20 protein-coding genes are annotated in these 19,718 nt (G+C 53.0%); 2 read left to right on the top strand and 18 right to left on the bottom strand.

From position 1 onward, the window contains the following. Positions 1-106: 106 nt before the first annotated feature. On the top strand, positions 107-949 hold the full coding sequence (locus ACE5KN_RS03060; RefSeq protein WP_375527681.1) for a prolyl oligopeptidase family serine peptidase: 843 nt from the start codon (positions 107-109) through the stop codon (positions 947-949). A 6-nt stretch (positions 950-955) separates the two neighbouring features. Here ACE5KN_RS03060 and ACE5KN_RS03055 read toward each other — a convergent pair whose 3' ends face one another. From ACE5KN_RS03055 to ACE5KN_RS02975, 17 genes are all read right to left on the bottom strand, one after another. Beyond that, complete coding sequence (locus ACE5KN_RS03055; RefSeq protein WP_375527682.1) at positions 956-1,825, bottom strand: ABC transporter permease subunit; 870 nt, start codon at positions 1,823-1,825, stop codon at positions 956-958. Continuing rightward, a complete protein-coding gene (locus tag ACE5KN_RS03050; RefSeq protein WP_375527683.1) occupies positions 1,822-2,805 on the bottom strand; it encodes an ABC transporter ATP-binding protein in 984 nt (327 codons plus the stop codon). Before ACE5KN_RS03050 ends, ACE5KN_RS03055 begins: the two co-directional genes overlap by 4 nt. Further along, positions 2,802-3,842 (bottom strand): hypothetical protein, encoded by a 1,041-nt coding sequence (locus ACE5KN_RS03045; protein ID WP_375533029.1) that lies wholly within the window; start codon positions 3,840-3,842, stop codon positions 2,802-2,804. Before ACE5KN_RS03045 ends, ACE5KN_RS03050 begins: the two co-directional genes overlap by 4 nt. Positions 3,843-3,904: 62 nt before the next feature. Next, positions 3,905-4,450 (bottom strand): sigma-70 family RNA polymerase sigma factor, encoded by a 546-nt coding sequence (locus ACE5KN_RS03040; protein WP_375527685.1) that lies wholly within the window; start codon positions 4,448-4,450, stop codon positions 3,905-3,907. A gap of 271 nt (positions 4,451-4,721) precedes the next feature. Next, positions 4,722-4,934, bottom strand: coding sequence for a hypothetical protein (locus ACE5KN_RS03035; protein ID WP_375527719.1), 213 nt, complete (start codon positions 4,932-4,934; stop codon positions 4,722-4,724). A gap of 56 nt (positions 4,935-4,990) precedes the next feature. Beyond that, positions 4,991-5,932, bottom strand: a complete 942-nt coding sequence (locus ACE5KN_RS03030) for a C40 family peptidase (RefSeq protein WP_375527686.1) — start codon at positions 5,930-5,932, stop codon at positions 4,991-4,993. Continuing rightward, complete coding sequence (locus ACE5KN_RS03025; RefSeq protein WP_375527687.1) at positions 5,929-7,032, bottom strand: mandelate racemase/muconate lactonizing enzyme family protein; 1,104 nt, start codon at positions 7,030-7,032, stop codon at positions 5,929-5,931. The genes ACE5KN_RS03030 and ACE5KN_RS03025 overlap by 4 nt, the downstream gene beginning before the upstream one ends. 11 nt (positions 7,033-7,043) lie before the next feature. Beyond that, a complete protein-coding gene (locus ACE5KN_RS03020) occupies positions 7,044-7,976 on the bottom strand; it encodes a S66 peptidase family protein (protein WP_375527688.1) in 933 nt (310 codons plus the stop codon). A 107-nt stretch (positions 7,977-8,083) separates the two neighbouring features. Beyond that, positions 8,084-9,703: a peptide ABC transporter substrate-binding protein gene (locus ACE5KN_RS03015; RefSeq protein ID WP_375527689.1), complete on the bottom strand. Its 1,620-nt coding sequence runs from the start codon at positions 9,701-9,703 to the stop codon at positions 8,084-8,086. Positions 9,704-9,735: 32 nt separating this feature from the next. Continuing rightward, positions 9,736-10,797, bottom strand: coding sequence for an ABC transporter ATP-binding protein (locus ACE5KN_RS03010; RefSeq protein ID WP_375527690.1), 1,062 nt, complete (start codon positions 10,795-10,797; stop codon positions 9,736-9,738). A 4-nt stretch (positions 10,798-10,801) separates the two neighbouring features. Continuing rightward, the gene (locus tag ACE5KN_RS03005) at positions 10,802-11,719 is read right to left on the bottom strand and encodes an ABC transporter permease (RefSeq protein WP_375527691.1); all 918 of its coding nucleotides are present in this window, start codon (positions 11,717-11,719) and stop codon (positions 10,802-10,804) included. A gap of 2 nt (positions 11,720-11,721) precedes the next feature. Next, the gene (locus ACE5KN_RS03000; protein WP_375527692.1) at positions 11,722-12,654 is read right to left on the bottom strand and encodes an ABC transporter permease; all 933 of its coding nucleotides are present in this window, start codon (positions 12,652-12,654) and stop codon (positions 11,722-11,724) included. A gap of 15 nt (positions 12,655-12,669) precedes the next feature. Continuing rightward, positions 12,670-13,494, bottom strand: coding sequence for a D-aminopeptidase DppA (gene dppA / locus ACE5KN_RS02995; RefSeq protein WP_375527693.1), 825 nt, complete (start codon positions 13,492-13,494; stop codon positions 12,670-12,672). A gap of 135 nt (positions 13,495-13,629) precedes the next feature. Next, on the bottom strand, positions 13,630-13,992 hold the full coding sequence (locus ACE5KN_RS02990; RefSeq protein ID WP_375533043.1) for a DUF3870 domain-containing protein: 363 nt from the start codon (positions 13,990-13,992) through the stop codon (positions 13,630-13,632). 195 nt (positions 13,993-14,187) lie between these two features. Then, positions 14,188-14,718 carry a DUF5412 family protein gene (locus ACE5KN_RS02985; RefSeq protein WP_375527695.1) on the bottom strand — a complete coding sequence of 177 codons (531 nt, stop codon included), beginning with the start codon at positions 14,716-14,718 and terminating at the stop codon, positions 14,188-14,190. Positions 14,719-14,851: 133 nt separating this feature from the next. Next, positions 14,852-16,066, bottom strand: a complete 1,215-nt coding sequence (locus ACE5KN_RS02980; protein ID WP_375527696.1) for a threonine synthase — start codon at positions 16,064-16,066, stop codon at positions 14,852-14,854. Between the two features lie 198 nt (positions 16,067-16,264). Then, positions 16,265-16,579 (bottom strand): hypothetical protein, encoded by a 315-nt coding sequence (locus tag ACE5KN_RS02975; RefSeq protein ID WP_375527697.1) that lies wholly within the window; start codon positions 16,577-16,579, stop codon positions 16,265-16,267. Between the two features lie 171 nt (positions 16,580-16,750). On the opposite strand from ACE5KN_RS02975, the gene ACE5KN_RS02970 reads away from it, so the two are divergent. After that, on the top strand, positions 16,751-18,526 hold the full coding sequence (locus ACE5KN_RS02970) for an ABC transporter substrate-binding protein (protein WP_375527698.1): 1,776 nt from the start codon (positions 16,751-16,753) through the stop codon (positions 18,524-18,526). 80 nt (positions 18,527-18,606) lie between these two features. Here the strand turns inward: ACE5KN_RS02970 and ACE5KN_RS02965 are convergent, their stop codons facing one another. After that, the gene (locus ACE5KN_RS02965; protein WP_375527699.1) at positions 18,607-19,584 is read right to left on the bottom strand and encodes an aldo/keto reductase; all 978 of its coding nucleotides are present in this window, start codon (positions 19,582-19,584) and stop codon (positions 18,607-18,609) included. Positions 19,585-19,718: the final 134 nt, after the last annotated feature.

The following is a 19,718-nucleotide window of genomic DNA, read 5'->3' as shown; positions in this document are numbered from 1 at the left end:
GGATTGCGGCCTTTCATTGTTAAACCATATTTTAGTGGGAGCTGACCTTCATGGTAATATAAGATACATGTATACAACCGACATCATAAAGGAATGAGCTTCTTACATGTACCATCTCACTTATGTATCAGACGGACTGCGCGTAAAAGGTTATATATGCCTGCCACACGGCTGGAGACTACCCGTATCAGCGGTGCAGGAATGGCTGCAGCACCATTACCGGATAAAAGATCTGGAAGTAACGGAGCTCGCCTGTCCCATTCGTGTAACGCACACGGAGATGCCGAAAGGAAAATGGCCGGTATTGATTTACTGCCGCGGGGGCATCGGACGAGTGGGTCAGGTTAAAACAACCTGGCTGGAGGACTTCTCCATCCATGGCCATATTATTTTTGCCCCTTCCTATCGCGGCACTGAGGGCGGTGAAGGAAGGGACCAATTCGGGGGAAGCGATATCGAGGACGTGTGCAGTGCCTATCAATTTCTGGCCGGACTGCCCTTTGTCGACGAACGGCGTATTTCGGTCATGGGTTTTTCCAGAGGCTCGATCAATGCAACTGCTGCAGCCGTACGGATGAAGCAAATGTACAAGCTGGTATTATGGGGCGGCGTATCGGATCTGGCCCAAACTTACGAGGAACGGATCGATCTGCGCCGCATGCTGAAGCGGGTAATCGGTGGCTCCACCGGCAAAATTCCGGAAGCGTATGACATGAGATCACCAGTCACCTATGTACACGACATCCACTGCCCGGTGCTGATCATGCATGGCACCGAGGATGTGCAGGTAGATTACAGTCATGGGCTTAGAATGTTCAGACGGCTGCAGGAAGCAGGAAAAGACGTAACTTTTCATACGTTTCATGGATATGGCCACCATCTTCCGCCCGCCGTGCATGCTTTGGCGATTCAAAATATGTTTGCTTGGCTGCAGAAGCCTGTTCCATAAGGGCGCTTATAAATCTTTGCGGATAAAACGGCGCAGCCCCAAGCAAAAAAGGACAACCGTATAAAATAACGTGTAAACCAAAAAAGCTGTCGAGGGAATCTCGCCGATGCCGAGTGGTCCGCTCATGCTTACCGGTATAAATCCGCTGATATCCTCGAAGCTGAACAGCACTGCCTGCATTTTCCGCTGCAGCGCGTCGGCCGGCATGAGCAGTTGCAGGATTCCCGCCACATTGTTCAACGTTTGCAACGGCTCAGGCTTCAGGCCGATTGCGCCGGCGATTTTGCCGATCATGCCGCCAAGCCAGCCTGCCCCATAGAGCATCGTCATAACCACACCGTTCGCAACGGAGGACAGATAGCCTGAGCCGAACATCGACACGGTAACGAGCAAAGGAACAACGGAGGCAAAGAGCAGGAAAGACTGTGCCAGCACGGCCGGGTCCCGCGGAATTGCAGCATGGATATCGGTGATCCACAGGATCAGGCTGAATAAAATCAAGGCATAAATCATGCCCAGCGAAACATAGCCAAGCCAGCGGCCAATATACCATTTCCACCTCGGAAGCGGCCGCGGCAGCATCGCCTGCATAACCCCCTGCTCGGCCTCGCCGGCAATGGCGGAAAAGGAACTGAAAATAGCCAAAAAAGCGAGCACAAAGCTGGCGAAGAAAAAACCGAGCATCAAAATGAACATACCCACCGTAAACTCCTGGATCACCCCTTCAGCACCACTCGCGCCTATGCTTGCCTCCCCTCCGATTGCTCCGGCAATAAACCAGAATCCGATCAGAAATACGACTGTCATTAAAAATGTCAGCAGCAGCACCCGCTTGCGCAGCAGCTCCTTCCAGGTCATGGACCATATCATCCTCATTCCTGTTCCCCCCTATGATTGAGCCCGGCCACAGCCTCCATGAACCACTCCTCCAGCCGTTCACGGACCTTGGTGACTTCATACAGCGTCATCCCCTGCCCGATCAGCAGCGCATTAATCCAGCCTGCCTGTTCTTCGCTCTCCAGCTCCGCTTCAAGCCATACGGTATCATCCGCACTTCCTGCGGCGTTCATGCCGCCTTCTCCTTTTTCATCGGCAGATACCCGAAAGCTGAAGCCTGTCGTTTCCTGAAGCCAGGACAGCAAAAAAGGCGAAAATCCGCCGACTTTAAAACGCCAGCAGACTCGCTTCTGAAGCACCTCGGCAACCCGTCCGTGACGGAGCACCTGTCCGTTATTCAAGAGCGCCATGCGGTCGCACAGCACCTCCACATCCTCCAGCAGATGGGAGTTCAAGAAAATCGTTTTTCCCTGTTGCTTCAGCTCTTCCAGGATCGCCCGGACATGCATCCGGCCGACGGGATCCATGGCAGACGCAGGCTCGTCCAGGAAAACGACTGCCGGATCGTTCACAAGAGCGCAAGCCAATCCAAGCCGCTGCTGCATGCCTTTGGAATAGTGCTTAACCCGGTCCTTCCCTCGCTTGCCCACACCGACTCTGTGCAACAGCTCAGGGATTCTTCGCTCCGTCTCCTGCTTGTCCAATCCGCATAAACGCGCATGCAGCCGGACGACTTCTTCACCGGTCAGCCACTCCTGATACCGGTACAGCTCGGGCAAATAGCCGATTTGCCGCTTCGCCTCAAGCGTGCCGATGGGGGCGCCCATCACGCTTGCCTCGCCAGCCGTCGGATGGATCAGCCCGACCAGCATTTTCACGAACGTGCTTTTGCCCGCACCGTTAGGACCGAGGAAGCCAAAGGCTTCCCCTTTCCCTACCGTGATGGTGACGTTGCGGCAACCGCGCCCATTGCTGTATTCCTTGGTCAATCCGTTAGCGTCGATGGCCGCCTCGCTCATGCCTCCACCAGCTCCTTCAATTTATTCATGAAGTCAGCTTCCTTTTCGTAAGCAGATCCACCTTCAAAATAGAACATTTGTCCGTCTTTAATCCAGATTGCCGTGCGGTCAGTCATGCTGTTGAACTTGCGCTCTTCAACGAGCACTTTCGTGTCTCCGATCGTGATATCTTCGGTTTTGGCGCTTTTATCAACGACATACGGCATCGGAATCGATCCTGCAAGGATGCTGCTCTGCTGCAGCTGGTTTTTCAGATTGCTTGGCAAAATCGGAAGCTGCAAAACAGCCTCCAGTGCTTCCTTCACATCAACAGACGGATCCACTGTAATTTCCGGTGCCTGCATCTGTGTCAGGGATGCCCATTGGTCCTGACCTGTTTTCATCTCGTACATTACACTTTCATGAAGGGTTAAAGTGATCGGTTTTCCATCAAGCGATTCCGGCAGCAGCTTCGTTGCCCCCACACGCTGCATGGCCTGGTTCACTTCTGCGACATTCATCTTCATTGTAATCTCGTTGGATGGGGAAATGTAGACAGTATCCTTGTCGCCTGTCAGATCAGCGGGCAGGAGCCGATACCCCAGCCGGGAAGCCGCCTGTTCACGGGTAAATTCACCCTGCACGGCACCGCCCTTGGTTGTAAACTCCCCAAATGAGTTGTCCTTGCTGAACGACTCACCCGGAGTCAACTGATAAAACATGCTTTCAAGTGTATCGCTGTCAACGGTGGCGATCTCCTGCACACGGAACTGATTTAAAATCGCCGCGAGCGCATTATTTCCCAAAGGGGTGGCAAGAACGGCGCCAAAGATCACGGCTGCCGCTGCGGCCGCTGTCCACTTGCGGGCACTGCTTGCCCGGCGGCGGGCGACTTTTGCAGGAGCCGGAGCTCCATTGTGCAGCTCGGATGCCTGGCTGGAAGCTGCAGCTGAAACCGCCGGCGCCGTAAGAGCATTGGCAAGCTTCAGGCCGTTCTGCTTACTCTCCGTCCCCCATGTCTCCCATTTGGCGTTTGCCGGCTCCGATGCCAGTCTCATTTGCAGCTTTTCCCAGGCTTCGTGTGTTCTCTTATCCTCTTGAGAATTCTGTGGATTGGTCGTCATATGTTTTCAATCCTTTCCGATTGTTGATCCTGCCGGGCCATAGACTTGGTAGCTGTGGCCTGCAGCTTTCGTGTAGCTCTTTGCAGCAGGCTGCCGATCAGCGGCTGCCTGACATTGAGCTCCTGTGCAATCTCCGCGTAGCTGTAGCCCGAGTAGCGGAGAAGCAGCGCCTGGCGATCCCGCTCGGGAAGACTGCCCAACCAGGCCCGGACTTCTTCCTGATCCATCTGGCGCATCAGCGCCTCTTCTCCGGATTCAGGCGCGGCTTCTCCCTCGTACATCATTTCCTGCTTGTTTTGCAGCTTTCTCTCTCTAGCTTTTTTCTCCAGGTAATCGTATCCGATTCTTGTCAGTACACGGTGCAGCCATGCTCCCAGGGCTTCCGGGTTATCCGGCGGGTTCCGGTACAGCCTCAGGAATACCTCCTGCGCCAAATCGTCGGCCGCGGCTTCATCACGCACCAAGGCGGTCAGTTTTCTGTGTACGGTTGGGTAATGCTCATAAAATATGTTACGGAACGCTGAGGATTCCGGAATACTCATTTTGTTTTGCCTCCTTTCAGCTGCAGCTATTAGGAAGACGAAGCCTTTTTTTATTTTGTAGCAGGATCATGAAAAATTTTTTCGAATGAACATTTTTAGATTATACAGCAGTGCCTTGCCTCTCTTGTACCGGTAAAACTTGAGTCTGGCGAAATGCAAATATTGAGAGCCTCTTATAAAGAGCTTATTCACAGCAAGAGGGCAGTCCCTCAGCCATTTTTCATGACTTAAGGGATTGCCCTCGCTATCCATAAGGTTTTCGATTGTTCTCTCACTGACTTCTCTTTGCTTCGTTTTTCTTCTCTGTATATTCCCAAGTATAGTATGAAGCCCAAAATACGAGAGGTACAACAAATACAAACTTTTTTAATTCCTGAGGCAAATAAATTTCCAGAAGTATTATGGCTGCCACAAAAGGAGGAAGAAGAATCCAATATTTTTTATTGTACTTTTTGAACATATTTCGATCCCCACCATTTACCATTTCCACTATTTTACCACACTATTTAATTATAGAGCGATAAAATGGTTGAGGCAGGATCAATCCCAATATCTTCGGGACACACAATGCTCATCCTTCAGCTTGTATGTGTCCAGGTCCACGAATTCAATACTACCGCTGGAATCCGGGGAATGGATCATGCGGTTCTCACCGGCATAAATACCGACATGGTGCACCCTGCCCTTGCCCTGATCATAAGCGAAAAACAGCAGATCACCGGGTTCGAGTTCATCCCTGGCAATGCTATTTCCCTGCCGCGACTGGTCTGACGCATCCCGGGGAATGAGAATGCCCTGGGCCTTATGCATGCTGTAGGCAAAGCCGGAGCAGTCGTAACCGTAAGCGGACATGCCGCCCCATAAATACGGGAGTCCGAGAAAACTTTGTCCATCCTGTACAATCTGTTCGCCCGTTAGCTTTTCTTTCGATTCCGGGCTGGCGGGCCAGCTTCCCGTAATGCGGACATCTTGCTTCGCCAGTCTCCCCGGACCGTGGGGTGTACTGACAATCACTTCATCAATCCGCTCCTCCAGCAGAGGCAGCCGGGTCAGAAAACTTAACTCTATAACAGCGGCTGCGGCATCGGCAGGTTCAACCTGCAAAATTGTTTTTTTCGCGATCACTTCCGCAAAAGCATCAAATTCCGTATGTTCGGGGCACTTGGCAAGCTGACGCTTCGGGACCCAGCCGGGATATCCGGCAGGCTCCTTGTGTGTGCTCTGGTCCGGGATTACAATTTTCAACCATTCTCCCTGCTCTTCAACAGCTGCAATCTCTGTACCATATAACACCTGTGTCTGTATCCGGCTGGCGCTGTATAAGTCCAGTTTGTTCTCAATGCTCATCGATTTCAGCCATTCCTCCACCAGAGCTGGGGCTGCAAGAGCAGGCGCATCGATGGGCCGGGGAGAATCCGGGCTTGACCAGACGGTAGCCACGGAGACAGATACGATCATTCGTGTTCCGGCAAGCTTGCTCATGATACGACTCCTATCTCACCCGTGATCTCCACATGCTCGATGCCGAGTCCGGGACGGTTCGGAAACGTCATGGACCGCCCGTCATACCGCACTCCTCCCGTAACCGGATCATATTGCAGCAGCAGCGGCGCGTCCAGATCAAAGCGGGTGATGTTTTTTTTGCTGGCCGCAAAATGAGCCGCCGCTGTCACAGCTAGACGCGACTCAATCATGCTGCCCACCATGCATTCTACACCATATTCCTCCGCCACCTGATTGATCACCTGCGCTTTATAGATGCCGCCTGATTTCATCAGCTTGATATTAATCAGATCCGCCGCGCGCAGCTTCAACACCTCCAGGGCCTGCACGGGCGAAAACACACTTTCATCCGCCATGATCGGCGTGGATACGGCATCGGTCACAGCCTTCAGGCCGGGAATATCCCACGCTTTCACAGGCTGCTCAACCAGCTCGATGTCCAGCCCCATATCCTCCATTTTCCGGATCGAGCGGATGGCATCCTTGACCTGCCAGCCCTGATTGGCGTCCAGCCGGATTTTGATATCTTCACCAACGCGGCTGCGGATTTCACGGATGCGTTCGATATCCTCGCGGATATCATCCTTCCCGACTTTGATCTTCAGCACGTTAAACCCGGAACGAACATATTCGGCCGCATCCTCGCCCATTTCCGCCGGCGCATTGACGCTGACGGTGAAGTCCGTCTCGATCCGGTCGCGGTAACCGCCCAGAAATTGATACAAGGGCATGCCGCTGTATTGCCCCACCAGATCATATACCGCCATATCCACCGCGGCTTTGGCACTGCTGCAGCCAACCATGGCGTGATGGACCGACTGCAAAATTTGCTCATATGCCAGCAGATTCGCGCCGATGAGCAGTGGGGCAAAAGTATCCTGAATGGCGGAATGAATTGCGTCCAGGCTGTCGCCCGTAATCACGATGGTGGCAGGCGCTTCCCCCCAGCCGATTCGTCCGTCGTCCGCCGTAATGCGGACAAGCACGGATTCCGCATGGTGCACCGTCCGCAAGGCGGTCTTGAACGGATGGGTCAACGGGGTAGACTGTCTCATGACCTCTATGCTTTGAATTTTCATATTTATCCTCCTTAACCCAGCACTGCCGCTTCCACGCAGGTAACCTGACGTTTCCCGGTGTTCAAAACCGCTTCCACTCCTACCGGAATGGCGATATTCGGTGTTCCATGCCCCATGCCGAACCCGGCGAGTGCGGGCTTGCCTTCCGCTTTAAAGTAATGCTCCAGCACCTCCGGCAATGTGAAAGAGTTTTGCCCTTTTTTCGCTTCACATTGATGGAAATCACAAATCATAAATCCTGCCGCCTCAGACAGCTTTCCGGCCTGACGGAGCTGATTCAGCATTCTGTCAATCCGGTACGGCTCTTCATCGATATCCTCTATAAAAAGTATGCAGTCCTTCGTTTCCAGCTCAAACGGCGTCCCCAGCGTGCTGGCCAGCAAAGTCAGATTGCCGCCCACAATCCGGCCGCGAGCCTCCCCAGGAACCAAGACCTGCAATGGGGTTATTGTCTCGTCGTATCGAAAAGGCCGCGGCTCCGTCAGCAGGCTAAAACCTTCCAGCGTAAGCGGATGAACATCCTCTCCGGCAAGACTGACAGGCATCGGTCCATGGAAGGTGACCAGTCCACTATAGCGGCGGATCGCGTTAATCAGGAAAGTAATATCACTGTAGCCCCAGAATATTTTCGGATTCCTGCGAATCAATTCGTAATCGAGCATATCCGCAATCCGGGCCGTTCCGTAGCCGCCACGCGAGCATACTATAGCCTGAATCACGGGGTCGGCGAACATTTCATTCAGCTCGGCAGCCCGCTCTGCGTCCGTTCCCGCAAGATACCCGTTTCTTTTAAAAACCGTGCCCCCCACTTTCACCTTCAGCCCCATCTGCTCAAAGTGAGCGATAGCCGGCTTCAATCCTTCCGGGTCTCCCCATCCGGCGGGAGCTGTAATGCCAATCGTATCTCCGGGCAGCAAACGGGGCGGTCGAATCACTGGCAGCATTGTACATCTTCCTTCCGTGTCTGAATCCGCGCTGATCATAAGGGAGGAGCATCCTCCGGAGGATAGCTGCCTCCCGGTACAAATCATCAGTCTCCGGCTCTATAAGCTTATTTCAGATCAGCGCTTTTAAATTCGATATATCCGTACGGATGGCGGAGCACTCCCTCCACCCTGTCGCTTTGCATATAAGCCGAGTTATAAAAATACATCGGAAGAATCGGGGCTTCTTCCATCAGGATGCTCTCCGCCTGGTGCATCAGCCCAAACCGCTTCGTTTCATCCGTTTCTGCGTAAATCGCGTCAATCAGCTTGTCGTATTCCGCATTTTTCCATCCTGTCCGGTTGTTCGGGCTGTCACTGCGGAAAATATCGAGGAAGTTGATCGGGTCCGCAAAGTCCGGCAGCCAGGAGGATCGGGAGAACTGCAGCTGTAAGGCCTTCTGCTGCGCTGTGAGCACCTTGCCTTCCATGCCGGCCAATTTCACGTTCACGCCCAGATTGTCCTTGAACATCGCCTGCATCGCTTCGGCAATTTTTTGGTGCAGGTCGTTAGTATTATAAGTAAGTGTCACTTCAGGAAGCGTGGAATATCCAGCTTCGGCCCTGCCCTCTGCAAGCAGCTTTTTGGCCTGTTCCGGGTCATACGTGACCATGTTGCCGCCAGCCTCGCGGAAATCCTTGCCGGAAGGCTCCTTCAGACCGTAAGAGACGATCCCTTCCGCAGGTTTTTGCTTCTGCTTGACGACCAGATCGATGAGGGTCTGGCGGTCCACGGCCATCACAAACGCTTTGCGGATTTTGGCATTATCGAACGGCGGCATCGTTGTGTTAAAACGGTAAAAATAAGTGCCTGCCGAATCCTCCACCTTTACCTTGTTCTCCGCAAACAGCTGCTCGCTCATTTCCGGAGGGATAACGCCCTGAATGTGCAGCTCTCCATTCGTGAACATCTGGTACTCTGTGTTGCTGTCATTGACCATTTTAAAGGTGACACCGTCCAGCTTCACATTGGCCGCATCCCAATATTGATCGTTCTTCACCATCTTGATTTCCGCATCATGTGACCATTCTGCAATCTTGAAAGGACCGCTGCTGACGAAGGTTGACGCTTCGCTCGCCCAAGTCGGATTGGCTTCCACAGCCGCCTTTGGAACAGGGAAAAATGCCGGGTTGGACAGCATGCTCAGCAGCCAGGGTGCCGGTTGGCTCAACACGACTTCCACTGTGGAATCATCGACAGCCTTCACCTTGACATCATCCGCTTTCCCCTGTCCTGAGTTAAAGGCTTCTCCCCCTTCGATAACATAGGCGAGGAATGCAGCAGGAGAAGCGGTCGCCGGATCGAGCAGTCTTTTCCAGGAAAACTCTACATCGGAGGCCGTAATTGGTTCGCCGTTTGACCATTTAATGCCTTCACGCAGCTTGAACGTGTAGGTTTTGCCGTCTTCGGACACCGTCCAGGATTCGGCAAGCGCAGGCTGCGGGGTCTGGTCGCTGCCGAGGCGGGTCAAACCTTCCATGGCGTTATTGAGCGCATCGTAGGACACCATGTCAAAGCCGACAGGCGGATCAAGAGAGGTCGGTTCCCTCGTATTGTTATACAGAAGGATTTTGGTGCCTTCCTCGGATGCTGCACTTTCCGGGCTGCCTCCCCCTCCACAGGCGGCAAGCATAAGTACCATCATCATACATACGAGAAGCAAAGCCGTTACTTTCCTGTTCTTCATTACAACCTCTCCTTCACCGAAAAATACTGGTCCTAACGTGTTGCTGCCGTTTCAATCGCCGTCTTCCTGCGGCCAGGTGCCAAATGACGGGCTCGTGCATCCTGCAGCCAGCAATCGACGGCATGTCCATCAGCCAGCTGTGTCGTACCCGGCTGATAGGAAGCGCAAACCTCCATGGCGCAGCTGCATCTTGCGGCGAACGCACAGCCCCGGGGAGGGGCGAACAGATCCGGCGGCGTGCCCGGAATCGCCTGCAGCGGCTCCTTGCGGCTCCGGTCCAGCCTCGGCATGGAGCCGAGCAGACCGGAGGTATACGGATGCTGCGGATTATAGAAGATATCGCGCACCGTGCCCGATTCCACCACCCGCCCTGCATACATGACGTTGACTCTGTCTGCAATGCTTGCAACGACGCCAAGATCATGGGTAATGATGATGATGGAGACCCCCGTCTTCTGCTGCAGCATTTTGAACAAATCCAGAATCTGGGCCTGGATGGTCACATCCAGCGCCGTCGTCGGCTCGTCTGCGATCAGCACGGACGGATTGCAGATGGCGGCAATGGCAATCATGATACGCTGGCGCATGCCACCGCTGAACTGATGAAGATGCTGCTTCATGCGGGCTTCCGGATCACGTATGCCTACCAGCTGCAGCATTTCCAAGGCCTGGCGTCTCGCTTCAGTGCGGGAGAGCTTTTGGTGCCGGATGATTCCCTCCATGATCTGCTCCCCGATCGTAATCGTCGGGTTCAGCGCCGTCATGGCGTCCTGGAAGATCATCGCTATTTCCGAGCCGCGCAGCGCACGCATCTCTTTCTCCGACAAGCCTGTTATTTCCCGGCCTTTATACCGGATGCTGCTTTCCTGTCCAATGACGGACGTGTGAAGAGGCAGCAGCTTCATCAGGCTGCGGGCGGTCACGCTCTTGCCGCTGCCCGACTCGCCCACAATGGCCAAAGTCTCGCCTTTGTGAAGGGTGAGATTCACCCCGCGTACAGCCTGGACTGTACCGCCATAGGTTTTAAAAGAAACCTGCAAATTTTCAACCTCGACCAGCACCTCTTTGTCGTTGGTTTTATTTAATCCGGCCATCTCCCTACCTCCTTTGCTTCGGATTGAATGTATTCAGCAGACCGTCACCCAGCAGATTAAAGGCAAGCATCGTCAATGAGATGAATAAAGCCGGAAAAAACAATCTCCACCAGTTGCCTGACAAAATGGTCGGCAGTGCATCATTCGCCATCGTGCCCCAGCTCGCCAGCGGCGGCTGAATGCCCAGACCGAGGAAGCTGAGAAAGGCTTCGGCGAATATGGCCGATGGCACCGAAAAGGTAATCTGTACGATGATCACCCCGATGGCGTTAGGCAGCATATGCTTGCGGATAATGTACCAGGAGCTTGCTCCCAGCGTTTTGGTAGCCAGTACATACTCGGATGTTTTTAATTGCAGCACCTGTCCGCGCACAATGCGGGCCATGCCGATCCAGCCCGTCGCCGTCAGCGCGACGATGATCGTCAGTAGGCCCGGTCCCATCGCCACCATCAGCAGGATGACTACGAGCAGATAAGGAATCCCGTACAAAATATCGACAAAGCGCATCATAATGTTGTCAATGCGGCCGCCGAAGTAACCGGAGATGCCCCCATAGACAACACCGATCATAAAGTCGATCAGGGCGGCAATCAGTCCGACGGACAGAGAAATGCGTGCGCCAAATATAATGCGGGCAAATACGTCCCTGCCCAGCTCATCTGTGCCGAACCAGTGCTCGGCGGACGGCTTTTGGTTGCCGTTCAGGAGCGTCTGCTCCGCATAGCTGTGCTCTGTCAGCAGCGGACCAAACACAGCCAAGGCACCGAGCACCAGGATCAGCACCAGTCCCAGCAGGGCAAGCCTGTTGCTGAACAGTCGCAGCCGGAACTGCTTGAAGGGCGATAGCCGCGGACGGACGATAAGCTCGGAAGCTCCCTGCTGTTTGTGCAGCGGAACGAATAATTGATCCGGAACGGACATGCTCACGCCTCCTTCCTGTACAGCTTGATCCGCGGATCAATAAACCCGTAGACGATATCCACCAGGAACATGAGGAAAATGAGCAGGGCGCTGTAAAAGACGGTCGTTCCCATAATGACCGCATAGTCACGGTTGTTTATACCATCCACAAAGTATTTGCCCATGCCCGGAATCGCAAATATTTTCTCGATCACAAAGCTTCCTGTCAGCACATTGGCAAGCAGCGCACCCAGCAGCGTCACAACGGGCAAAATCGCATTGCGCAGCGCATGCTTCAGGATGATGGTCAGCGGCGATAGACCCTTGGCCCTGGCGGTTTCAATATAATCCTGTGTCAGCACCTCGATCAGATTGGCCCTTGTCAGCCTGGCAATCGTAGCGATCGGGCCGACCGCCAGCGCTGCAGCAGGCAGTACGGCATGCTTCCACGTTCCCCAGGTGGCCACCGGCAGCAGCTTCCACTCCACCGCGAAATATTTGATGAGGAGCGGAGCAATGATAAAGCTCGGAACCGCGATGCCGATCACCGCCAGAATCATGGCAATGTAGTCAATCAGGCCGTTCTGTTTGAGCGCCGCCACCGTACCCAGAGCAATGCCCGCGATAATCGCCATAAGCAGCGCAATGATGCCAAGCTGAAAGGATACCGGGAACCCGCGCTCGATCATGCTGTTGACACTGTCGGGATAGTGAGAGATGGAAGGGCCAAGATCCAGAGTCAGCAGTGATTTTAAATACAGCAGGTATTGAACCCCCAGCGGCTTGTCCAAATTGTAAAATTCCATCATGTTCTGCACGACGTTCGCATTCGCTTCCTTGCCGTCCCGATCAAAGGGCGAGCCAGGCACCGCATGCATCAGAAAAAAGGTGACGGTGACGATCAGCCACAACGTGATGATCATGGATACAAATCTTTTGAATATGTACTGCGCCATTCAATCACCCTTTCTTCAGCAAAATGTAGTGCGCATGGCCAGCTCTGTCATGACAAACATGGCCTGATAGGCTTCAAGGATGTCCTTCGCTTCGTAAGTAACGATCGGCGAGCCTGATTCTATTTTCGTTCCGGGCATCAGATTCGCCCACTCCGCCTGACCGTAATTGGCAAATTCAATGGACAGCACCGGCTTGTCCGGCGGGACGAGCGGTTTGACACGGTCGCGTGCGGCGATAGCCTCTTTCGCTTTCTCCCGCAGCAGCACGCCGCTTTTCTCCGGTGTCAGGCAGAGCGCTGCGGAGCGCGAAATGCGCTTTTTGACGATTGCTGTAGTAACACCCGGGATCAACGCCTCCGCTTCGAGTGCGGTCTCGTCATCACCTGCCACTAGCAGGACGGGAACGCCATAATAACCGGCCACATATGCATTAAAGCCAAGCTCGCCGACAGCGGTGTCGTTGATATGCATTCCGCGTACGCCGAAGATCATCGTATGGCTCATCACGCCCCGCTTGGCGGCCATGGAGTGATAACCGAGAAAGGCCGCACCGGCAAAGCTGGCATCCAGCCCCTGTACCATGGAAAACGGTTTGACATCCCCGGAGATGAGCTGGGTTTCCGGATGCAGCTCTTCGATGAGCAGATTGTTCATTTTGGAGTGGCTGTCATTGACGACCACCTCCGCAAAGCCTTCAAAAAACGCAGTCTCAATGACATGATTGGCCTCAGCCGTCATAATCTTCTGCCCCCGCGGATAATTGTAGCGGGACGAATCCACAAAGGTGTGATCCACCAAACCTGTGATGCCTTCCATATCGACTGAAATATACAGCTTCATTGCATTCCCTCCTGTTTTGAATATTAAAAAAACCCGGCAAACAACTTCCGTACCGCCCAAAGCGAGCAATCGGTCATCATTTGCTGGGTTTCATTTACGCGTATGCTTTCATACTGATAAATAAAGCAGCTCGGTTCAGCCTGTCCGGGAAGCTTCAGAAGCTTCTTCCTGCCGGGCAGCCAGAACGGATTTGTATTTTTTTTGGGCATCTTTAAACGCAACGATCAAAGCCTTCTGCGACGAACCGTGATACCTCCGCCGTATTTCCTCGGCCACCGCTTCAAAGTCAAGCATGCTGTGTCCGACAAAAATGGATTGAATAAACTGCGAGGTCAGCGGAATCGTTGAAGAGCAGCCGGCATCCACAATCTTATGGCTGACAGGATCGATTACCAGGCCAATAAAAAAGGCGCTGAACTGCTGTGTAATCGGATTGTTCATGGAAGTCTGTGAATCTCCAATGATGTAGACAGTCTCCTTGTCGTAGCTCACAAGCATCTTCCTTTCATCAGCATCTTCTAACATTCATGAGGGATGACAAAAGGGAAACTTCCGTCGACCTGATGGATGGCGATGCCAGATATGTAACTAATTCTAACAATGAAGTTGAGGTTTTGTAAACAAAATTTTATATGAAATCGCTTACTATATTTTATTGAGTTAATTTATATAACACAAACGACATTTCAGGCCCTACTGTAGAAATAATGATTCCCCTTTCGTTAAATCCAATTTATGATGATTAATCAAAATTGTGTGATTATTTTCCCACTCAACATCAACTTGATCTACTCTCTTTTCAGCATAAATCTTTTTCTTTGACCAGAGTGGGCCTCTTAACTCACCCAATATACCAAATGTCCCCATGGCCCCCGCGTTAGTACGATAGAAATGGATTGTATACTTTTCATCAGGAGAATGGACCGTTGCCAGCAGCTCTTTTGATCCGGAGAACATAACTGTAAATGATAGAGCAATGAGCAGCGTGAAAATAAGTATTGAGGAAAGAATTATGGAGACCCAGCTCCGTAACTTCGCAAACCAGCTTGATTTATCGTTAATGCCTAATATACCCAGAATCAAAGCCAGGAAGGAAAAAATAAGAATAATATAATCAGGCGGCGAAATTAGCCATTTATTATAAATAAAAGAATATAACGAGTATAGAGTTAAAATAAACAAAATTATTGCCAGAGAAAATGCAGTCCAATTATATTTTTGCATATGAAATTCACCTCCATTTTAGAATCATCGTTTGGCGCTTACGTACTGATCTGACGAGATTTCTCGCCCAGAGTGGAATTAGATGAAAGGAAGCCCGCCTTTCGGCGAGCTTTCTTCTTGTTGTCGTATATGATCATTTCGCAGGAATACGATCCCCGATGTTCAGCAAAGGAGGGCTCACTACCGCCGTTTCCGGATATTTGATGCCAGCCCCCGTGTTGAGCACGACCATCTTCTCATCCGGCTTGATCCAGCCGGATTGCGCGAGTTTGCGGGCTGCCACAAAGGCCGCCGCGCCTTCCGGGCAAATAAACGTCCCTTCCAAACGGGCAATCCGCTTCTGTTCCTGCAGCAGTTCTTCATCCGACACGGCGATTGCGGCCCCATCTGTGTCGTAGAGGGCTCTCAGCACCAGGAAGTCTCCAAGCGCCTTCGGCACGTTGATGCCGAAAGCCACCGTAGTCGAATCGTGCCAGAATTCCGACCGTTCTTTCTTCTCCTGCCAGGCTTTCACAATGGGAGCACACCCTTCCGCCTGCACGGCGACGAGACGCGGAAGCGGCCCCTGCAGCCAGCCGATTTCCCTCAGCTCAAGCAGTGCTTTATGTATGCCAATCAAGCCGACACCGCCCCCGGTCGGATACAGGATCACATCCGGCATCGTCCATCCGAGCTGCTCGGCGATCTCAATGCCCATCGTTTTCTTTCCTTCAATACGGTAAGGCTCCTTGAGAGTGGAAGCATCATACAGCCCTCGATCCGCTACGGCCTGAGCCACAATTTTGCCTGCGTCGCTGATCAGCCCGTCCACAAGATACAGATTTGCTCCGGCAAGAGCGACTTCGCTGCGGGTGATGGAAGGCGCATCCTGCGGCATGACAATGGTCGCCTCGATCCCCGCCCGCGCGGCGTACAGCGCCCAGGCAGCTCCAGCATTCCCGTTGGTTGGCATGGCAAGCCCCTTGACACCGAGCTCTTTTGCCTTGGACACTCCCACTGCCGCTCCGCGTGCCTTGAAACTGCCCGTAGGCACCAGACCCTCATCCTTCATATACAGCCGAGCCAGACCGTACTCTCCGCCGAGCCGCGGCAGGTGAAGCAACGGAGTCATGCCTTCCCCCAATGAAACGACATGCTCCGGACTCCGGACAGGGAGCAGCTCATGATAGCGCCATAGATCACGGGACCTCTCCCCTATGGACAATCGCTCAACCTCCGCCTTGATCCGATCCAAATGATACCGGACCAGCAGGGGCGACCCGCAGGTGCAAAGCTGGTGCCGTTCTTCCGTATCATACGTTTTTTCACATATCGGGCACTCCAAATGAGATACATAACTATATGTCATTCCCTATACACCCTGCTTTCATAGTGATATTGTTCTCGGCATTAAAATGCACCCCAAAATTAACACCTTTGATCACCGTGTAATCCTTGCCTATGTATATAATGGTTCATTATATCGGGATGTCTTTCCCGCTGTAAAGTTCAAGAGAACAATCGGCAGACAATGCCCAATCTCGGGACTTGTCTGCCGATCCGTCTGCTAAATGAAAAGAAAAGGCAACAGGAATAAGAAAGATATGGCTGCAAAAGGCGCAAAATTGAAAAATGGCCTGCGGAATCCAAAAGGGCCAAAAGCCTTGGTCTTCACTGCGCCTGCCTTTTTGCGCCGCCGCTTTGTCTTGGAGATGTTGGTCGATCTAACAGACGCGACAGGCGCACCGCCAAATACGAGTCCCTGATCTGTCACATCACTCAGTGTGCCGGTCATATAGGAACCGTCATGGAAGACTACGCATACGTTTTTGCCAATATGCTGTCTGCACACGCTTTGCTCCAGCGGGTAAATCATCTGCATGATATTCCCCCCTCTCATTCTTCTGTTAACAATGTATTCGTCCCTATTTTTAATGGTTCCGGGCGAAAGCGGAGATGCCCCTCTATAGGGCACCCCAAATGTTCACGCAAAAACAGGAAAATGAGTGTATGATGTACTATATACTTGTTGCTGACGACCGGAGGAAGTCTCATGAACTTGATGGAACAGCATTATATACGAATTCTGAAAATGTGCCGAAACATAAGCGGCGAGGAGCAGGAGCACCCTGTAACCGTGCAGCAGTTGGCGGACGAGCTATGCTGCACGCCCAGGAACGTTAAATTTATTCTGCGCAAGCTGGAGGAAACGGGTTATATTCGCTGGCAAGCGGGAAAAGGCCGAGGCTGTACCTCCCGCATTACCCTGCTGCGCGGACTGGATGAAATGGTAGAGGAACATTTCAGGGCATATCTCAACGACGGTAAAGTCAGGGAAGCGGTAGAGCTGATGGTGAACCCCGCCCTGTCTCCATTTTTACAGGACAAGCTGCGGAATATGCTGGACCGGGAGTTTGGCCTGCAGTCCCTGGAGCAGGATGCCGCCGGTCCCGAGGTTTTGCGCATAACCTATAACCGTCACCTTCATGTGATGGATCCAGCCAAAGTATTTACGGCGATCGAAAGCAGCCTTCTCAGCCAGCTGTGCAACACGCTTATCGTGTATGATCCGGCTACCCGCAGCTTTCTTTCGTCCTTGTCACACACCTGGGAGTACCATGAAGAGAAAGGGTGCTGGGTATTCTATCTGCGCAAGGATGTCCGTTTTCATCATGGCAGAGTGTTGTCCGCAGAGGACGTAGTTTTCACCTTTAACCGGTTGCGGGAGCTGCATTCTCCGGCTTTGTGGCAGTTTGCCGATGTGGAGCGGGTTGATGCCTGCGGAAGATGGACTGTTGTTTTTTATATGCGGAAGCCGAATACCTTCTTGCTGCATTCCCTTGCCTCCATTCATATGTCCATTCTTCCCGTGGGAACCAGTCTGAACGAGCATCCGGTGATCGGCACAGGTCCGTTCCGTATAGCAGAACAAACCGAGCATCTGATTGTGCTGGAAGCATTCAGCGATCATTTCAGGGAACGGCCGCTGCTTGACCGTGTGGAGCTGCTGTTCGTGCCCAACGAGCGGTCCAATGTCAGAAATTATTCGCTTCCGCAAGCGAACACACCTAAAGTGGAGGAGCAGCAGGCTGTGTCGGAGCTGGACTTTGCCGTTACCGGCTGCCGCTATCTGCTGTTCAATATGACGAGAAAGGGGGTTCACAGACAGCGTCCGTTTCGTGAAGCGATGCGCATTCTGTACAATCCGCATGCCCTGATCCGGGATCTGAAGGGAAACCGTCTTTTGGCGGCAAACAGCCTTCTCCCGGAAAAAAGCCGTAATTCGCCGATCCCGGACAGACCGCTTGACGAAGTCAGGCCCCTGTTGACAAAGGCCGGATATAATGGGGAAGCATTGAAGCTGTACTTCCTTCCGAAAAAGGACGAGACCGAGGAAGCGCATTGGCTGCAGCGGCGCTGTGCCTCCGTCGGTGTTCAGCTTGACCTTCAACCGATACACCGGATTGACCCGTACATGTTCAGAGAAGAAGCGGATATGATTCTCGCTGAAGAGGTACTTGAAACCGATGTGCAATGGGGACTTATCAATTTCTATCTTAATCCGGGAAATTACCTTAACCTGCTGCTGCAGGACGACCAGAAAAAGACAATAGCCGCCCTGCTTGGCAACTTCGGCCAACTGAAGCCGGAAGAGCGCGAGCAGTGTCTTGACCAATTGGAACAAATGATCCGCGATGAAAATTGGCTGCTGCATGGCTGCCATGTGAACAAAAAAAGCCGGCTCCACCCTTCCCTGCGCGGCCTGCAGGTGGAAGCCTACGGCTTTGTCGATATTTCAAAAATATGGATCAAGCCCTCTTCCATTTAAGCTTGTCACAGAAAAGGAGCACCTGCTGCGGGTTCACATCAAACCGCACGGTACTCCTTTTCCTAGTTCACTATGTCAAATTACCAGGCATAAGCTTCCGGCGCCGGTTTGCCGGGGCCCGGGAAAATCTCGTCAAGCTTCTTGAGCACGTCCTCCTCCAGCTTCACTTCCGGAACACGAAGAGAGTCTTCAAGCTGCTGCAAGGTCCGGGGTCCGATGATCGGCGCCGTTACGGCCGAATGGGACAGCACCCACGCCAGTGCAACAACATCCTCCTTCTCCCCGAGCTCCCGGCATAAAGCGGAGAATTGCTCCAGCTTGCTGCGGTTCTGCTCAATCCGTTCCTGCGAGCGCGCACTTCGTGCGCCTGTTCCGGAAAGCGCATTGCGCCCGAGCAGGCCGCCTGCCAGCGGACTCCAGGGGATAACTCCCAATCCCAGCGCTTCCGCGGCCGGCAGCACCTCCAGCTCGGCCGTCCGCTGCATCAGATTGTATAAATGCTGCTCGGACACCAGCCCGAGAAAATGACGCGCCTTGGCTTCAGCCTGAGCTACGGCAATATGCCAGCCGGCAAAGTTGCTGGAGCCGATATAACCGACCTGTCCACGCTGCACAGCGTTTTCGAACATGCCCCACAGCTCATCCCACGACACATTGCGTTCTACATGATGCATCTGATAGAGCTCAATATGATCGGTCTGCAGCCGCTGCAGCGATCCTTCCAGATGACGGCGGATCTTGTAAGCCGATAATCCCCGTTCTGCATTGGGGCCGTCTGTCTCATCATTCATGTCTCCGTACACCTTGGTTGCAAGCACGACCTTCTCGCGCCGGCCGCCGCCCTGTTTGAACCAGCGGCCGATAATTTCCTCCGTCCAGCCCCTGTGCGCCTCGCCGCCATATACGTTTGCCGTATCAAAGAAGTTGATGCCCGCATCCAGTGCGGCATCCATAATTTTGAACGCTTCCTTCTCTTCCGTCTCCGGTCCGAAGTTCATCGTCCCCAGACACAGCTGACTGACCTTCAATCCCGACTTGCCCAAGTAAGAATACTGCATGTCCAGCCTCCCGCCCTTTCAAGAGAAATAGGATTTGGCAATAATGCGTAAACTTCTGCGTTCCAGTTGAAGTCAGTATCCATCCACGAAGTGAGAACGCTGCCAACCACTATTTTACATGCTTCTAGCTGTGT

The organism is Paenibacillus terreus (assembly GCF_042138595.1).
GTDB classification, from domain to species: domain Bacteria; phylum Bacillota; class Bacilli; order Paenibacillales; family Paenibacillaceae; genus Paenibacillus; species Paenibacillus terreus.
Note: the sequence above shows the minus strand (reverse complement) of the source record. Positions and strands in the feature narration are given on the sequence as shown.

Excerpts from the sequence above, each read along its gene's own strand:
- ACE5KN_RS02980 (WP_375527696.1), bottom strand. The coding sequence starts at position 16,066 with ATGACATATAGTTATGTATCTCATTTGGAGTGCCCGATATGTGAAAAA.
- dppA (WP_375527693.1), bottom strand. The coding sequence starts at position 13,494 with ATGAAGCTGTATATTTCAGTCGATATGGAAGGCATCACAGGTTTGGTG.
- ACE5KN_RS03040 (WP_375527685.1), bottom strand. The coding sequence starts at position 4,450 with ATGAGTATTCCGGAATCCTCAGCGTTCCGTAACATATTTTATGAGCAT.
- ACE5KN_RS02990 (WP_375533043.1), bottom strand. The coding sequence starts at position 13,992 with ATGCTTGTGAGCTACGACAAGGAGACTGTCTACATCATTGGAGATTCA.
- ACE5KN_RS03015 (WP_375527689.1), bottom strand. The coding sequence starts at position 9,703 with ATGAAGAACAGGAAAGTAACGGCTTTGCTTCTCGTATGTATGATGATG.
- ACE5KN_RS02985 (WP_375527695.1), bottom strand. The coding sequence starts at position 14,718 with ATGCAAAAATATAATTGGACTGCATTTTCTCTGGCAATAATTTTGTTT.
- ACE5KN_RS03005 (WP_375527691.1), bottom strand. The coding sequence starts at position 11,719 with ATGTCCGTTCCGGATCAATTATTCGTTCCGCTGCACAAACAGCAGGGA.
- ACE5KN_RS03055 (WP_375527682.1), bottom strand. The coding sequence starts at position 1,825 with ATGAGGATGATATGGTCCATGACCTGGAAGGAGCTGCTGCGCAAGCGG.
- ACE5KN_RS03045 (WP_375533029.1), bottom strand. The coding sequence starts at position 3,842 with ATGAGACTGGCATCGGAGCCGGCAAACGCCAAATGGGAGACATGGGGG.
- ACE5KN_RS03060 (WP_375527681.1), top strand. The coding sequence starts at position 107 with ATGTACCATCTCACTTATGTATCAGACGGACTGCGCGTAAAAGGTTAT.
- ACE5KN_RS03025 (WP_375527687.1), bottom strand. The coding sequence starts at position 7,032 with ATGAAAATTCAAAGCATAGAGGTCATGAGACAGTCTACCCCGTTGACC.
- ACE5KN_RS03010 (WP_375527690.1), bottom strand. The coding sequence starts at position 10,797 with ATGGCCGGATTAAATAAAACCAACGACAAAGAGGTGCTGGTCGAGGTT.
- ACE5KN_RS03030 (WP_375527686.1), bottom strand. The coding sequence starts at position 5,932 with ATGAGCAAGCTTGCCGGAACACGAATGATCGTATCTGTCTCCGTGGCT.
- ACE5KN_RS02965 (WP_375527699.1), bottom strand. The coding sequence starts at position 19,584 with ATGCAGTATTCTTACTTGGGCAAGTCGGGATTGAAGGTCAGTCAGCTG.
- ACE5KN_RS03050 (WP_375527683.1), bottom strand. The coding sequence starts at position 2,805 with ATGAGCGAGGCGGCCATCGACGCTAACGGATTGACCAAGGAATACAGC.
- ACE5KN_RS03035 (WP_375527719.1), bottom strand. The coding sequence starts at position 4,934 with ATGGTAAATGGTGGGGATCGAAATATGTTCAAAAAGTACAATAAAAAA.
- ACE5KN_RS02975 (WP_375527697.1), bottom strand. The coding sequence starts at position 16,579 with ATGCAGATGATTTACCCGCTGGAGCAAAGCGTGTGCAGACAGCATATT.
- ACE5KN_RS03020 (WP_375527688.1), bottom strand. The coding sequence starts at position 7,976 with ATGCTGCCAGTGATTCGACCGCCCCGTTTGCTGCCCGGAGATACGATT.
- ACE5KN_RS02970 (WP_375527698.1), top strand. The coding sequence starts at position 16,751 with ATGAACTTGATGGAACAGCATTATATACGAATTCTGAAAATGTGCCGA.
- ACE5KN_RS03000 (WP_375527692.1), bottom strand. The coding sequence starts at position 12,654 with ATGGCGCAGTACATATTCAAAAGATTTGTATCCATGATCATCACGTTG.